Raw genomic sequence first — 13,765 nt, 5'->3', positions numbered from 1 at the left:
CCTTCGAAAGGTGGTCAGCGGACGAGGCACGGGCGCTTGGGGTCGAACTCCCAGCCCGGCACGAGGTACTGCATGGCGACGGCGTCGTCCCGGGCGCCGAGCCCGTGCTCGCGGTAGCGCTCGTGCGCCGCGGCCAGGGCGTCCCGGTCGAGCTCGACGCCGAGCCCGGGCGCGTCGGGCACGGCGATCGCGCCGCCCGAGATCCGCAGCGGCTCGCGGGTGAGCGCCTGCCCGTCCTGCCAGATCCAGTGCGTGTCGAGCGCGGTGATCGGCCCGGGCGCGGCCGCACCGACGTGGGTGAACATCGCGAGCGACACGTCGAAGTGGTTGTTGGAGTGCGAGCCCCAGGTCAGCCCGAACCCGGAGCAGAGCTGCGCGACCCGGACGGACCCACGCATGGTCCAGAAGTGCGGGTCGGCGAGCGGGATGTCTACGGCGCCGGCGCGCACGGCGTGCGCGAGCTGCCGCCAGTCGGTGGCGATCATGTTGGTGGCGGTGGGCAGGCCGGTGGCCCGGCGGAACTCCGCCATGGTCTCGCGGCCGGAGAAGCCGCCCTCCGCGCCGACGGGGTCCTCGGCGTAGGCGAGCACGTCGTGCAGGTCGCGGCACAGCTCCACGGCCTCGGCCAGGGGCCACGCGCCGTTGGGGTCGAGGGTGATGCGCGCGTCCGGGAAGCGGGCGGCGAGGGCCCGCACCGTGGCGATCTCCTCCTCCCCGGCGAGCACACCGCCCTTGAGCTTGAAGTCGGCGAACCCGTAGCGGGCCTGGGCCGCCTCGGCGAGCGCCACCACGTCCTTCGGGGTCAGCGCGGGCTCGCGGCGCAGCCGCTCCCAGTCGTCGTGCGGGTTCTCCTCGACGACGTAGGGCAGGTCGGTGGCCCGCCGGTCGCCGACGTAGAACAGGTAGCCGAGCACCGGGACGACGTCGCGCTGCTGCCCGTCGCCGAGCAGTTCGGCCACCGGCACGCCGAGGTGCTGGCCCAGCAGGTCGAGCAGCGCCGACTCCAGCGTCGTGACGGCGTGGATCGTGGTGCGCTGGTCGAAGGTCTGCAGGCCGCGCCCGCCGGAGTCGCGGTCGGCGAAGGCGTCGGCCACGGACCGCAGGAGCGATCCGGCGCGGGCCAGGGGCTCGCCGGCGAGCAGGTCGGCGGCGTCCGCGATCGTCCGCCGGATCCCCTCCCCGCCGGGCGCCTCGCCGACGCCGGTGCGTCCGGCGCTGTCGGTGACGATCACGATCGTGCGGGTGAAGAACGGACCGTGCGCGCCGCTGAGGTTGAGCAGCATGCTGTCGTGGCCCGCGACGGGCACGACCTCCACCCGCGCCACCGTCGGCGATGCCGCGCCCGTCATCAGGAGACCTTCTGCACCAGCGTCGCCAGATCGGCGCGCTCGTCCTCGGTGAGGTCGGTGAGCGGCGGGCGCACGCGGCCGCCGTCCCGGCCGACGGCCGTGAGCCCCGCCTTGATGATCGACACCGCGTACCCCTTCCCGCGGTCGCGGATGTCGAGGTAGGGGATCACGAACTCCGAGAGCAGCCGGTACACGGTCTCCCGGTCCTGCGCGCGCACCGCGGCGTAGAACCGCAGCGCGAACTCGGGCACGAAGTTGTAGATCGCCGAGGAGTAGGTGCTCACGCCCAGCTGCAGCAGCGGCAACGCGAACGTCTCGGCGGTGGGCAGGCCGCCGATGTAGGTCAGCCGGTCGCCGAGCCGGGCGTAGATGCGGGTGAGCCGCTCGATGTCGCCGACGCCGTCCTTGAACCCGACCAGGTTCGGGTTGCGGTCGGCGAGCTCGGCGACGGTGACGTCGGTCAGCACGGCGTTGGCCCGGCTGTAGACGATCACACCAAGGTCGGTGGCCCGGCAGACGGCGGAGACGTGCTCGGCGAGCCCGCGCTGCCCCGCTTCGGTGAGGTAGGGCGGGAACAGCAGCACGCCGGACGCGCCCGCGTCCTGGGCGGCCTTCGCCTGCGCGACGGCGAGCGCGGTGGCGCCGGTGGCCGGCGCGACGACGGGCACCCGGTCTCCGACCTCGCTGACGGCGGTGCGCACGACCTGGTCGACCTCGGGCGGGGTGAGCGAGAAGCCCTCCCCCGTGCCCCCCGCGGCGAACAGGCCCGCGACGTCGAACCCGGCCTGCCAGGCCAGGTGCTCCCGGTACCGGGGCTCGTCGAACTGGAGGTCGGCGTCGAAGTGGGTCACCGGGAAGGACAGCAGACCGGACCGGAGCCGGTCGGCGAGCACGTCCGGGGGCAGCAGCGTCACGCGGTCACCGTAAGAACCGCGACGATGCCTGTCCAAGAGCGGTTCCGCATGGTGCGATACCCGGCCTGCATCAGGACGTGACCGCATAGCCGTCCAGGACGTCGAGGGCCTGCCACAACGCCGGGTTGGCGGACTCCTTCACCCACAGCAGGTGCAGCTCCACCGGCTCGGGCACGAGCGTGGCGAGGCGCACGAAGCCGATACCCGCGATCGGCAGGCGGGTCGCCGACGCCGGCACGAATGCGATCCCGCGGCCCGCCTCCACCAGCCACAGCATCGTGAGAACCTGGCTCACGCTGTGGACGATGTCCTCCTCCGGGATCGGGACGACCCCGGCGATCAGGTCGTAGAAGTAGCGCGCCTTCGTCGGCGAGTGCATGACGACCGGTTCGCCTTCGAGGTCGGCCGCGGTCACGGGGCGCTCGAGCACGAGCAGCCGGTGCCCGACCGGCGCCGCGACGAGCATCGGTTCCCGGTGCAGCAGCCGCGACTCGAACGTGTCGCGGTCGAACGGCGGGCGGGCGAGCCCGAGGTCGATCTCCCGGTTGGCCAGGGCCGCCACCTGCTCGCGGGTGACCATCTCGGCCAGGTCGACGGCGACGTCGGGCAGCCGCCCGCCGAGCTCGTTGAGCAGCTGGCCGAGGACGCCGTACGTGGACGCCGCGGTGAACCCGATGCGCACCACACCGCTCGTGCCCGACGAGACGCGGCGCGCGAGATCGGGGGCCGCGTCGGCGAGGGCCAGCAGCCGGCGTGCCTCGGCGAGGAAGACCTGGCCCGCCGCCGTGAGGTTCACGCGCCGGTTGTCCCGCACGAGGAGCTGCGCGCCGACGGCCCGTTCCAGCTTCTGGATCTGGCGCGAGAGGGGCGGCTGCGTCATCTTCAGGCGGGCGGCGGCCCGGCCGAAGTGCAGCTCGTCGGCGACGGCCACGAACCCGCGAAGCTGCTCGAGGGTGTAGGCCACGCTTCCCATCATGCCTTGCCGGTATCAATCCATGCTCCATCGGATTTGGACAGGCATGACCGGCGTTCCTAGGCTGCCCCGGCAGAGGAAGCGGCATCTCGAAGGGGAGAACCACATGACCAGGACCGTCGCCGGGCGCCGCCGGCTCGGACTCGGGATCGGGCTCGGGCTCGCCGTCGCGCTCACGGCCTGTGGTGGCAACCTCGGCTCGGGCGACTCCGGGAGTACGGGCAGCGCCGAGGAGTTCCCGGGCGGGGACCCCATCACGATCGTCGTCGGGCAGGACCCCGGCGGCAGCACCGACCTGATCGGCCGCGCGCTCGCCGAGCAGGCGTCCGAGGATCTCGGCGTGCCGGTCGTCGTCGAGAACAAGCCCGGGGCCAACGGCGCGCTCGCCGCCCAGGAGCTCGCGACGGCCGCACCCGACGGCCACCAGCTCATGATCTTCAACGGCAGCCTCGCGTACATCACGCCGCTGGCCGTCTCGGCCGACGAGGCCGTCGCCATCACCGACTACGAGGTCGTCACCGGCGTCTCCCAGGACGACTACGTCCTCGTCACCGCGTCCTCCTCGGGCCTGCACACCGTCCAGGACCTGGCGAACGCGGGACGCCCGATCACCTACGGCACGACCGGCGTCGGAACCGGGAGCCAGCTCTCGCAGGCGCTGCTGTTCAACCAGGCCGGCATCCCCGCCAGCGCCGTGCCCTTCGACGGTGGCTCACCCACGCTCACCGCCGTGCTCGGCGGCCAGGTCGACGTCGGCTCGATCCAGCTCGGCGAGGCCGTCGAGCAGATCCAGGCGGGTGCGCTCACACCGATCGTCACGTTCGCGCCGCAGCGGCCCTCCTACCTGCCCGACACGCCCACCGCCGTGGAGGCGGGCTACGACGTCCCGGTGCAGCAGAGCCGTGCCGTCGCCGCCCCGAAGGGCACCCCGCCCGCCGTGCTCGACCGGCTGCGCGCCGCATTCGGAAAGGCGTTCGGCAGCGACGCCTACAAGCAGTTCAACGCCGACAACCAGCTGACGCCGAACGAGGTCGGCGGCACGGAGCTCTCCGCCCAGTGGACCGCCAGCCTCGACGACTACCGCAAGGTCACCGAGCAGTACGGCATCGAGCTGGGTGCGGAGTAGTGAGCGAACGGCTGCCGGACGCCGTGCACGACGTGGAGGAGGTCGAGCACGAGTTCCGGCCGCCCGTCGCCGGGCGGGTGACCGACGTCGTCGTCGCCGCCGTGGTGGTGGGGATCGGCGTGGCCACGCTGCTCGGCTCCCTCGCGCTCGGGGTGGGCAGCACCGCCAGCCCCGCAAGCGGCACCTGGCCGCTGCTGGTGAGCATCGTGCTCGTCGTCCTCGGGCTCGGGCTGCTGGCACTGGCCGGGCGGACCCGCGACGCCGAGCGGTTCACCGCCGCCAGCCGGCTCGTGCTCGCCGGCCTCGCCACGATGGTCGGGTTCGTGGCGCTCATCGCGGTGATCGGCTTCGAGATCCCGTCGGCCCTGCTGATGTTCGGATGGCTGAAGTTCCTCGGCGGCGAGTCCTGGCGTACCTCGGTCATCACGAGCCTGGCCACCGTGGTCGCGTTCTACGTCGTCTTCGTCGGGCTGCTCTCCGTCCCGATCCCGCACATGTTCTAGAAGAGGCCCCATGGACCTGACACCGGTGGTCGAGGGTTTCAGCGTCGTGCTGGAGCCCACGAACCTCCTGTTCTGCCTCATCGGCGTCGTCGTCGGCATGCTGATCGGGGTGCTGCCGGGGCTCGGTCCGTCGGCCACGATCGCGATCCTGCTGCCGATCACGTTCGGGCTCGAGCCGGTGACCGCGATCATCATGCTCGCCGGCATCTTCTACGGCGCCCAGTACGGCGGCACGATCACCTCGGTGCTGCTGCGACTGCCCGGCGAGGCGTCCTCGGTGGTCACGGTGTTCGACGGGCACGCGCTGGCCCGCCAGGGCCGGGCCGGCACCGCGCTGGGCATCGCGGCGATCGGCTCGTTCGTCGGCGGCACCGTGTCGATCGTGGCGCTGTCGCTGCTCGCGCCGGTGGTCGCGCGGTTCGCACTCGACTTCGGCCCGCCCGAGTACACCGCGCTCGCGCTGCTGGGCATCCTGCTGGTCGCGACGATCAGCAGCGGCCACCGGGTCAAGGCGCTCGTCGCCGCGTGCATCGGGCTGCTGCTGGCCACCGTGGGTCGCGACAGCTTCACCGGCGCCGCGCGGTTCACGTTCGAGAACCTCTCGCTGGCCGACGGCATCGACTTCGTGCCGATCGCGATGGGACTGTTCGGGCTCGGGGAGATCCTCTACAACCTCGAGGAGCGCCACCGCGCGGTGCAGGCCCCGAAGCGCGTCGCGAACGTCTGGCCGTCGCGAGCCGACCTGCGGGCCTCGTCCGGAGCCATCGGCCGGGGCTCGGTGATCGGGTTCCTGCTCGGGATCCTGCCGGGAGGCGGCGCCACGATCGCCTCGCTCGCCGGCTACGCGATCGAGAAGCGGCGCGCGAAGGAACCGGAGCGGTTCGGGCGGGGCGCGGTGGAGGGTGTCGCGGCGCCGGAGACCGCCAACAACGCGGCCGCCACCTCGTCGTTCATCCCCCTGCTGACGCTGGGCATCCCGGCCAACGCGACGATGGCCGTGATCTTCGGGGCGCTGCTCATCCAGGGCGTGAGCCCCGGGCCGCAACTGGTCACCGAGCACCCGGACCTGTTCTGGGGCGTGATCAACTCGATGTACGTCGGCAACATCCTGCTGCTGATCATGAGCATCCCGCTGGTCGGCCTGTTCGTCCGGATCCTCCGCGTGCGGGCCACGATCCTCGCGCCGATCACCGTGCTGATCACGCTCATCGGCGTCTACACGGTCGGCAACGACGTCTTCGACATCGTCCTCGTGATCGTCTTCGGCGCGCTGGGCTACCTGATGAAGAAGCTCGGGTTCGAACCAGGCCCGCTCGTGCTCGCCTTCGTGCTCGGCTCGCTCCTGGAGGACTCCCTGCGCCGCTCGCTGATCATCTTCGAGGGCGACGCCACCGGGTTCGTCACCCGCCCGATCTCCGGCACCCTGCTCGCCGCGTTCGTGGTGGTCGCGCTCCTCCCGCTCGTGCGGCTCGCGCTCACCCGCCGCCGGACGCCCGCGAAGGAGCTCGCGGAGAACCGGTAGTGCGCGTCAGCGGACGGTCACGGCCACCCGCAGCCCCAGCCCGACCAGAACGGTGCCGCTGAGGGCCTCCAGCCGCGCCCGGACACGGGGGCCGCGGAACCAGCCGCCCGCCCGCGCGACCCCGGCCGCGAGAGCCAGGTAGTAGCCGGTCTCCAGCACGACCCGCAGCGCAGCGAGCACGGCCGTGGCGGCGAAGAGCGGCATGTCGGCCGGCACGAACTGCGGGTAGAACGCGATCATGAACACCGCGGCCTTCGGGTTGGCGAGCATGACGACGAAGCCATCGCCGAACGCCGCTCACCCGCAAGGACGAGCCGGGACGGCTCCAGCTGAGCCAGATCGCGACGCCCAGGGCGAGGACGCACCACACGATGGGCATGACACGCGCACCGGCTCACCGATCAAGGCGAAATGGTAGCCAAATGATCTCCAGGAGCGACCATTTCCCCTTGATCGCTGCTACAGCTGGCGCGGCCCCGAGTGGCGTCAGTCGTCGTCCTGGTCGGCACCGTCACCCGCCGGATCCGGGTGCACCGCCTCCCACCGCTCCCGCCGCTGGGCCGCGAGATCCGCCAGGCGCGGCCCCCGGATCGCGTCCGTGATCCGGAGCACCACCGCACCGACCGAGAGGAACTCGAACCCGGCGAGCATGAACCTGATCAGCGGCGTGATGGTCGTTCCGCTGGCAAGCACGATCAGGGTGAACATGATCGCCCCTCCTCCGACTCCCCCAGATCGGCAGCGCAGCCGTCGAGTGGCCGACTTCCGAAGAAAAGCCGAGGTCACGGGCGCGTCGCCGGGGATCCCCACCCGGCTTCGATCTGCTCCAGACCATAGGAGCACGATTCTCACCGTCGGCGACGCGATCCCGCCCGATCGAGTGATGCACCGCGACCGGGGCGACAGGATCACGCACGCAGCGTGCCGAAATGCGACCGCCGGGGCCTTCCGCGGGACCGTCGGGACCGGCGAGCTCTCAGCGCACCGGGCCGAGCGCGGGCCGGCATTCGCCCGCTCGCGCACCGGCGGCGAAGGCACGCCGCTCGGCGCGGGTGAAGAAGAGCTCCGCCCCATCCTCGGTCTGCAGCAAGCCGCACAGGACCGTGATGTCCTGCGGCTTCGCCGGGTGCTTTCCGGCCTTGAACTCGCACCGCTTCGCCCGGGAGATGCCGAGATGCTGGGACGGCTTCGCGCCCGGCACCGGCGTGGCCGGCTTTGATCACGAGCGCGCCGCGGGCACGCAGAAGTCGAGATCGCAGCCCTGGTCGGCCCCGAGCACGTGCTCGTGGAACAGTCGCCCGTAGCCGGTGGCCGGCCCGGGCGGTGGTGCGGGGAGCACCGCGCGGCGGCGGGCCAGCTCGGCGTCGTCGACGAGCAGGTCGAGGCGGGCCTCGCGCACCGAGAGCCGGACCGGGTCGCCGGTGCGCACGAGCGCGAGCGGGCCGCCCACCGCCGCCTCGGGCGTGACGTGCAGGACGATCGTGCCGTAGGCGGTGCCGCTCATGCGGGCGTCGGAGATGCGCACCATGTCCTTCACGCCGGCGCGGGCGAGCTTGCCCGGGATCGGCAGGTAGCCGGCCTCGGGCATGCCGGCGCCGCGGGGGCCGGCGTTCTGCAGGACGAGCACGTCGGTGGCCTCGACGTCGAGGTCGGGGTCGTCGATCCGGGCGGCCAGGTCCTCGAGCGAGGTGAACACGACGGCCCGCCCGGTGGTCTCGAACAGCGCGGGGTCGGCGGCCGACCGCTTGATCACCGCGCCCTGCGGCGCGAGCGACCCGGCGAGCCACACGAGCCCGCCCACGGGCCGCGCCGGATCCGACAGCGGGCGGACGACGGAGCGGTCGACCCAGCGCGGGCCGGCCCCGAGCACGTCGCCCAGCGTCTTCCCGGTGACGGTCGGGGCGGACAGGTCGAGCAGGTCCCGCAGCTCGTGCAGCACCGCGGCCAGGCCACCGGAGGCGTGCAGGTCCTCCATGTAGTGCTCGCCGGTGGGCTTGAGCTCCACGAGGACCGGTGTGGTGTCGGAGAGGGCGTTGAGCTCGTCGGGGTCGACCCGCAGGCCGAGTCGCCCGGCCACCGCGGTGAGGTGGACGAGCGCGTTCGTCGACCCGCCGATCGCGAGCAGCACGCGCAGCGCGTTGCGCACCGACGCCGCCGTGACGACCTGGTCCGGGGTGCGCCGGGTTCGGGCGATCTCCACGGCTGCGGCGCCCGTGGCTTCGCCGGCCCGCAGCCGGTCGGCGTGCACGGCGGGGGCGGTGGCGCTGCCGGGCAGGGCCATGCCCAGGGCCTCGACGATGCAGGCCATCGTGCTGGCGGTGCCCATCACCGCGCACGTCCCGGCGGTGGTGGCGAGGTTGTACTCCACCTCGTCGATCTCGGTGTCGTCGACCTCGCCCGCCCGGTACCGCGCCCAGAACCGGCGGCAGTCGGTGCAGGCGCCGAGCCGTTCGCCGTGGTAGCGGCCGGTGGACATCGGCCCGGTGACGAGCTGGATCGCCGGGCGGCCCGCCGAGAACGCGCCCATGAGCTGCGCGGGCACGGTCTTGTCGCAGCCGCCGACCAGCACGACGGCGTCCATCGGCTGCGCCCGCACCATCTCCTCGACGTCCATGGCCATGAGGTTGCGGAACACCATCGAGGTGGGTGTCAGGAAGCTCTCGCCCAGCGAGATGGTCGGGAACGCCATCGGGAGCCCGCCCGCGGCGAGGATCCCGCGCTCGACCGAGGCCACCAGCTCCGGCTGCGCGCGGTGGCAGGGGTTGAAGTCGCTCGCCGACGTCGCGATCCCGATCACGGGCCGGTCGAGCGACTCCGGGGAGCGCCCGCTCGCGTGCAGGAAGCTGCGGCGCAGGAACCGGGAGAACCCGATGTCGCCGTACTGGGCGAATCCCTGGTCGAGACCGTTCACCGCATCGGTCACGAGGGGACCTGCAGCGCGTGCGGCGTGTGCCGCAGGTGCTCCAGCAACACGCCGAGCAGGGGTTCCGGGGCGAGGGCGGCCGGCGGGCGGACCGCGGACGTGGCGATCAGCCCGCGGTGCACGAAGCTGTGCTTGCGCAGCGACAGCGCGATGCCGGCCTGGAACTCGAAGTTGACCAGCGGCAGGTAGTCCAGCCACACCTCGCGGGCCGCGGCGAACCCGCCGTCGCGGAACGCGGTCACGCACGCGATGAGGCCCTCCGGCACCGAGAAGCCGGTCATGGCCCCGGCGGCGCCGACGGCGAGCTCGTCCAGGAGGCCGGTGCCGCCCAGGCCGCCGAAGACCGGCACGTCCACGCCGGCCACGAGCTTCGCGACGGCGGGCGGGCTCGGCGACGACTCCGACTTCACGGCCACCGCGGCCGGGATCCGCCGCACGGCCGCGACGAGGTCGTCCGTGGCGATCGAGACCCCGCTCACCACGGGGTAGTCCTGCACGACGATCCCCTGCCCGGTGCGCTCGGCGACCGTGGTGGCCTGCGCGACCACGGCGTCCGGGTCGGGCGAGCCGACCTGCACCATCAGCCCGGCCGGCGGGCGGTGGAGCGCGTCGAGCACGTTCTCGGCCTCCGCGCAGGCCGCCTCCGCGTCCAGGGCGGACAGCCCGATCACGATCGGGAGGTCCGCGGCGGCCGCCGCGACCGTGCCGATGACGGTGCGCCGCTCCTGCGGCGTGAGCCGCGCCGCCTCCCCGAACACGCCGAGGGCGGTGAGCCCGGTGGCCCCGATGCGGACGTAGTGCTCCACCTGCCGCGTCAGGGACTCGGTGTCGACGCCCGCGCCGTCGGCGGTCAGCGGTGTGGCGAGGACCCCCCACACCCCGGGGGCGAGCTTCTCGACGGTCACGGACTTCCTTTCGTCGGCGCTGCCGGTAGCCTGATCGTCGCTCGACCGAAAGTCAATTGTTTACAATCTACGAACTATGCGCCCCGAGGGAGGCCCCGTGCCTGGGCCGCTCGACCACATGACGATCGAGACCCAACCCAGCCCCGCGCTGTCGGCCACCGTGGTGCCCGCGATCCGGCAGATGATCACGACCGGCGCCCTTCCCCAGGGCGCGCACCTGCGGGAGGCCGAGCTCGCCACCGCGCTCGGCATGAGCCGCGGGCCGGTGCGCGAGGCGCTGGTCGAGCTGGCTCGGGAGGGCCTCGTGGTGCTGCGGCGCCACCGCGGCGCCCAGGTCATCACGCTCACCACCGAGGACGCCGAGGAGGTCTACACGCTGCGGCGCGCGCTGGAGCGGCTCGCGGTGGAGCGCGCCTGCGGCCGGCTCGCCGAGAACGACCTCGCCGAGCTCGACGCCATCCTCGAGCGGATGCAGCGGCTCGACGCCGACTACTCCCCCGGGCTGGCCGTCGAGCTCGACCTCGCCTTCCACTACGTGCTCGTCCGCGCGGCCGCCCACCGCAGGCTGACGCTCTCGTGGCAGCAGACCCGCAGCCAGGTCGCGATGTTCCTGCACGACCGCCACCAGGCGCGGCGCGACTTCCACGAGATCGCCCACCCCGAGCACCGGGCGATCCGCGACATCGTCGCCTGCGGCGACGTCGATGCCGCCGTCGCGGTGATCGACAAGCACCTGGTAGGCGCCTACGACCGCCTGAAGGACGCCCGCACGGGGTCGCCGTCGGCCGACGGCTGAGCCCGCCGGGCGGTCGCACACCAACTGTGGTGCCGGCACACGAACTGCAGTTGGTGTGCGAGCGCCGAAGTTGGTGTGCGGCCGAACCGGGCCGGCAGCGCCCCGCCATCCGTCCGTCGCACACGGACTTCGGCGCCGGCACACCAACTGCAGTTGGTGTGGGAGCGCAAAGGTTGGTGTGCGAGCGTGCGGGCTCAGCGCTCCGCGGCCGGCCGATCGAGGAGCGCCAGGCCGCACAGCACCGGGATGCTCGGGCCGAACACCAGCGGACCGAGCACGAGCGGCAGCCCGACCAACGGCGCGAGCACCAGCGCGGCGAGCAGCGCGAGACCGCGGCGCGGTGAACCGAACGCGAACGCGAGGGCCCGGGCGCGCCACACCGGTCGCGCGTCCGGGTCGGCGCCGGCCACCACGGCGAGCGCCAGGTGGTAGACGGCGAACGCGGCCAGCCCGCCGACCTGCACCGCGAGCAGCGGGATCGACACGGGTTCGGGGCGCCCGGCGAGGAACCCGATCGCCACGAGCATCGCGGCCGGCGCGACGGTCGCCACCAGCGCGTGGCGCCACATCGCCCGCCAGTACCCCGGGAAGGCCGCGAGGACGCCGGTGAAGCAGCGGGTGTCGCCGTCGCGCCGCCACCGGCGCAGCGCGGACGCGAGTGCCGCCAGCGCGGGCAGCCAGGTCACGACGCCGAGCGCGAGCAGGCAGAACGCGGCGCCCGCCAGCGCGGGGAAGGCGACGAACTCGAGGCCCCGCAGGGCCGGACCGGCCCACCCCACCCCAGCCACCGGGAGCGAGCGGCCCGCTCGCTCGCAAGGTGCGTGCGAAGGTGCCGTTCGCTCCACGGCCGCCGGGCTCATATCCGGGTCGCCCTACCCCCGCTGGTCAGCATCGGAGAACCCGTCTCCGGGAGGCGGACCTGCTCGTCGCCGAAGTCGACGCCGTCGGGGATCGCCCGGGCGAGGGCGGGCTCGGGGTCGAGGGCGCCCGTCGGTTCCAGGGTCGTCAGGAGCACCGTCTCGGCGGCGCGGGGCGTGGTGATCCGCACCGTGCGCAGCGTCTTCGTGATCCGCAGGCTGGGGGTGCTGCCGGTGGGGTTGGCCTCGATCGCCGTGTCGGCCTGCTCGGCGTGCAGGCCGGGCGTGAGGGTGGTGAGCCAGGCCATCCCCGAGCCCGAGCGGATCGCCCACCTACCGTCGACCGGGTCCGCGGGCCAGTCGCTGTGCAGCAGGAACGTCCACTCCCGCGGCTCGTCGGCGGCCAGCCGGTCGAGCAGCACGAGCCGCCCCCGCGGCGTGACGACGAGCGTGCGGTCCACCCGCCGCACCCCGAGCGCGGGGTCGAACATGGCGGCCGACTCGGCCACCGCGTGCACCCAGCCGTCCACGATCGCGACGTCCCGCAGGAGGGGCTGCGACTCGTGGGGCAGGTCCTGGTAGACGTGGTAGCGGCCCTCCCCCGCCCAGCCCTGCCCGTCGACGAGCACGAGGTTGTGCTCAGCCGCCCGCTTCGCGTTCGAGTAACCGCAGTCGACGGCGAGGAACGCGCCGTGCGCGGCGAGCACGAACCCGCCTGCGTCGGGGTGGTGGTGCCCGGCCGAGAGCGTCTCCCAGCCCCGCTCGCGCCGGAACCGCTCGGCCGTGTCCCACGCCGTGTGCCCGCCGCCCGGGGCGGCCTTGAAGCTGACGAACGCGGCGTCGTCGGCCCACGAGGTGCGGGCGGTGACCTGGCCGAGGTCCGGGAAGTGGGCCGCGGTCGGCTCGCCCGCCGGGTCGACGGGTGAGACGGCCGGGTCGTACCAGAGCAGCTCGTAGAACGCTTCGGGCATCACGCCGGGCTTGACGCCGGACGCGTAGGCCTCGCGCCAGAAGTACCGCTCCGCCACCCGGTTCGCGAGCCACTGCGCGCGCCCGTCGCCGTAGGCGGCGGCGAACTTGTAGTACAGCGCCACGCTGTGGCCGCTGCGGCGGTCGTGGCAGTCGCCGTGGTCGACGTTCTCCTCGAACCCGGGCGCGCACTGGTGCAGCCGCCAGGTGAACGTGTTCTCCAGGAACGAGCCGCGCCGCCACCAGTCGACACCCTCGGTGCGTTCGAGGAGGTCGGCGTAGATCGCGAGCCAGGGCACGCCGTAGCGCCAGTAGACGACGCCTTCCGAGTCGGACCCGTCGGCCGGCATCAGCTCGAGGACCTGGGCGAAGTTGTCGCGTGCCCGGTCCGTCCACTCGGGCCGGTCCAGGGCGTAGCCCGCGGTGGCGAGGCCCGCGTAGCAGATCCAGTTGTGGTTCTGCCAGAAGCTGGACGACCACCAGGAGCCCTCCGACTCCACCGCGAACCCGTACAGCCGCTCCCCGTGGCGCTCGAGCTTCTCCCGCAGCGCGGCGGCGCGGTCGGCAGGCAGGTCGTCGCGCAGCCACGAGTACGCCAGCGACAGCCCGTGCAGGATCCAGCCCGCGTCCAGGTCGTGGTCGGGCATCTTGGCCTTGCCCCAGTGCGGGTAAGAGATGGCCGTGGCGATCCAGCGCCACGCCTCGTCGAGGTAGCCGCGCTGCCCGGTGAGCCGGTAGGCCAGCGCGAGGTTGGCCGCGGCCGGGCCGAAGTAGGTGATGCTCGCCGTCGGGTGCTCGGGCGGCGGGGTCTGCCCGCGGTACCAGTCGCACTGCTCGGCGAGCCGGCGCCACTGCGCCGCGTGCGTCGTGGTGAGCGACGCGCGCAGGTCGTCGAGGCGGCCGGCGATCAGGAGCGGTTCCACGTGCC

At 73.1% G+C, this 13,765-nt stretch carries 13 protein-coding genes and 1 pseudogene; 4 read left to right on the top strand and 10 right to left on the bottom strand.

Annotation, left to right across the window (positions count from 1 at the left end; all coding sequences use genetic code 11):
* Positions 1-14: 14 nt before the first annotated feature.
* The 3 genes from ACU436_RS13585 to ACU436_RS13575 form a co-directional block, all read right to left on the bottom strand.
* The gene (locus ACU436_RS13585; RefSeq protein WP_459025102.1) at positions 15-1,349 is read right to left on the bottom strand and encodes an enolase C-terminal domain-like protein; all 1,335 of its coding nucleotides are present in this window, start codon (positions 1,347-1,349) and stop codon (positions 15-17) included.
* Positions 1,349-2,263 carry a 5-dehydro-4-deoxyglucarate dehydratase gene (gene kdgD / locus ACU436_RS13580; RefSeq protein ID WP_459025096.1) on the bottom strand — a complete coding sequence of 305 codons (915 nt, stop codon included), beginning with the start codon at positions 2,261-2,263 and terminating at the stop codon, positions 1,349-1,351. Before kdgD ends, ACU436_RS13585 begins: the two co-directional genes overlap by 1 nt.
* 70 nt (positions 2,264-2,333) lie before the next feature.
* The gene (locus ACU436_RS13575) at positions 2,334-3,239 is read right to left on the bottom strand and encodes a LysR family transcriptional regulator (RefSeq protein ID WP_459025095.1); all 906 of its coding nucleotides are present in this window, start codon (positions 3,237-3,239) and stop codon (positions 2,334-2,336) included.
* A gap of 103 nt (positions 3,240-3,342) precedes the next feature.
* Here ACU436_RS13575 and ACU436_RS13570 point away from each other — a divergent pair, with 103 nt between their 5' ends.
* The 3 genes from ACU436_RS13570 to ACU436_RS13560 are packed head-to-tail and all read left to right on the top strand — an operon-like array spanning position 3,343 to position 6,387.
* Positions 3,343-4,362: a tripartite tricarboxylate transporter substrate binding protein gene (locus tag ACU436_RS13570; protein ID WP_459025093.1), complete on the top strand. Its 1,020-nt coding sequence runs from the start codon at positions 3,343-3,345 to the stop codon at positions 4,360-4,362.
* The gene (locus ACU436_RS13565) at positions 4,362-4,865 is read left to right on the top strand and encodes a tripartite tricarboxylate transporter TctB family protein (protein ID WP_459025091.1); all 504 of its coding nucleotides are present in this window, start codon (positions 4,362-4,364) and stop codon (positions 4,863-4,865) included. Before ACU436_RS13570 ends, ACU436_RS13565 begins: the two co-directional genes overlap by 1 nt.
* A gap of 10 nt (positions 4,866-4,875) precedes the next feature.
* Positions 4,876-6,387, top strand: coding sequence for a tripartite tricarboxylate transporter permease (locus tag ACU436_RS13560; protein WP_459025089.1), 1,512 nt, complete (start codon positions 4,876-4,878; stop codon positions 6,385-6,387).
* 6 nt (positions 6,388-6,393) lie between these two features.
* On the opposite strand, the pseudogene ACU436_RS13555 reads toward ACU436_RS13560, so the two are convergent.
* From ACU436_RS13555 to ACU436_RS13535, 5 genes and pseudogenes are all read right to left on the bottom strand, one after another.
* A pseudogene (locus ACU436_RS13555) lies at positions 6,394-6,669 on the bottom strand (LysE family translocator); the annotation flags it as partial.
* A 204-nt stretch (positions 6,670-6,873) separates the two neighbouring features.
* Positions 6,874-7,095 (bottom strand): hypothetical protein, encoded by a 222-nt coding sequence (locus ACU436_RS13550; protein ID WP_459025087.1) that lies wholly within the window; start codon positions 7,093-7,095, stop codon positions 6,874-6,876.
* A 268-nt stretch (positions 7,096-7,363) separates the two neighbouring features.
* Positions 7,364-7,588 carry a hypothetical protein gene (locus tag ACU436_RS13545; protein ID WP_459025085.1) on the bottom strand — a complete coding sequence of 75 codons (225 nt, stop codon included), beginning with the start codon at positions 7,586-7,588 and terminating at the stop codon, positions 7,364-7,366.
* An 18-nt stretch (positions 7,589-7,606) separates the two neighbouring features.
* Positions 7,607-9,310: a dihydroxy-acid dehydratase gene (locus tag ACU436_RS13540; protein ID WP_459025083.1), complete on the bottom strand. Its 1,704-nt coding sequence runs from the start codon at positions 9,308-9,310 to the stop codon at positions 7,607-7,609.
* Positions 9,307-10,215 carry a dihydrodipicolinate synthase family protein gene (locus tag ACU436_RS13535; protein ID WP_459025081.1) on the bottom strand — a complete coding sequence of 303 codons (909 nt, stop codon included), beginning with the start codon at positions 10,213-10,215 and terminating at the stop codon, positions 9,307-9,309. Before ACU436_RS13535 ends, ACU436_RS13540 begins: the two co-directional genes overlap by 4 nt.
* 97 nt (positions 10,216-10,312) lie before the next feature.
* Here ACU436_RS13535 and ACU436_RS13530 point away from each other — a divergent pair, with 97 nt between their 5' ends.
* A complete protein-coding gene (locus ACU436_RS13530; RefSeq protein ID WP_459025079.1) occupies positions 10,313-11,011 on the top strand; it encodes a GntR family transcriptional regulator in 699 nt (232 codons plus the stop codon).
* A gap of 194 nt (positions 11,012-11,205) precedes the next feature.
* Here the strand turns inward: ACU436_RS13530 and ACU436_RS13525 are convergent, their stop codons facing one another.
* A complete protein-coding gene (locus ACU436_RS13525; protein WP_459025077.1) occupies positions 11,206-11,790 on the bottom strand; it encodes a hypothetical protein in 585 nt (194 codons plus the stop codon).
* A gap of 77 nt (positions 11,791-11,867) precedes the next feature.
* Entirely contained in the window at positions 11,868-13,760 is a 1,893-nt protein-coding gene (locus tag ACU436_RS13520; RefSeq protein ID WP_459025075.1) for a DUF4962 domain-containing protein, read from the bottom strand.
* Positions 13,761-13,765 lie beyond the last annotated feature (5 nt).

This window comes from Pseudonocardia wallangbongensis (assembly GCF_054486945.1).
The sequence above is the reverse complement of the archived record's forward strand: the minus strand, read 5'-3'. Positions and strand labels throughout refer to the sequence as shown.

Bases quoted from the DNA above. Each gene is read 5' to 3' on its own strand.
- ACU436_RS13550 (WP_459025087.1), bottom strand. From the start codon at position 7,095: ATGTTCACCCTGATCGTGCTTGCCAGCGGAACGACCATCACGCCGCTG.
- ACU436_RS13560 (WP_459025089.1), top strand. From the start codon at position 4,876: ATGGACCTGACACCGGTGGTCGAGGGTTTCAGCGTCGTGCTGGAGCCC.
- ACU436_RS13570 (WP_459025093.1), top strand. From the start codon at position 3,343: ATGACCAGGACCGTCGCCGGGCGCCGCCGGCTCGGACTCGGGATCGGG.
- ACU436_RS13575 (WP_459025095.1), bottom strand. From the start codon at position 3,239: ATGATGGGAAGCGTGGCCTACACCCTCGAGCAGCTTCGCGGGTTCGTG.
- ACU436_RS13585 (WP_459025102.1), bottom strand. From the start codon at position 1,349: ATGACGGGCGCGGCATCGCCGACGGTGGCGCGGGTGGAGGTCGTGCCC.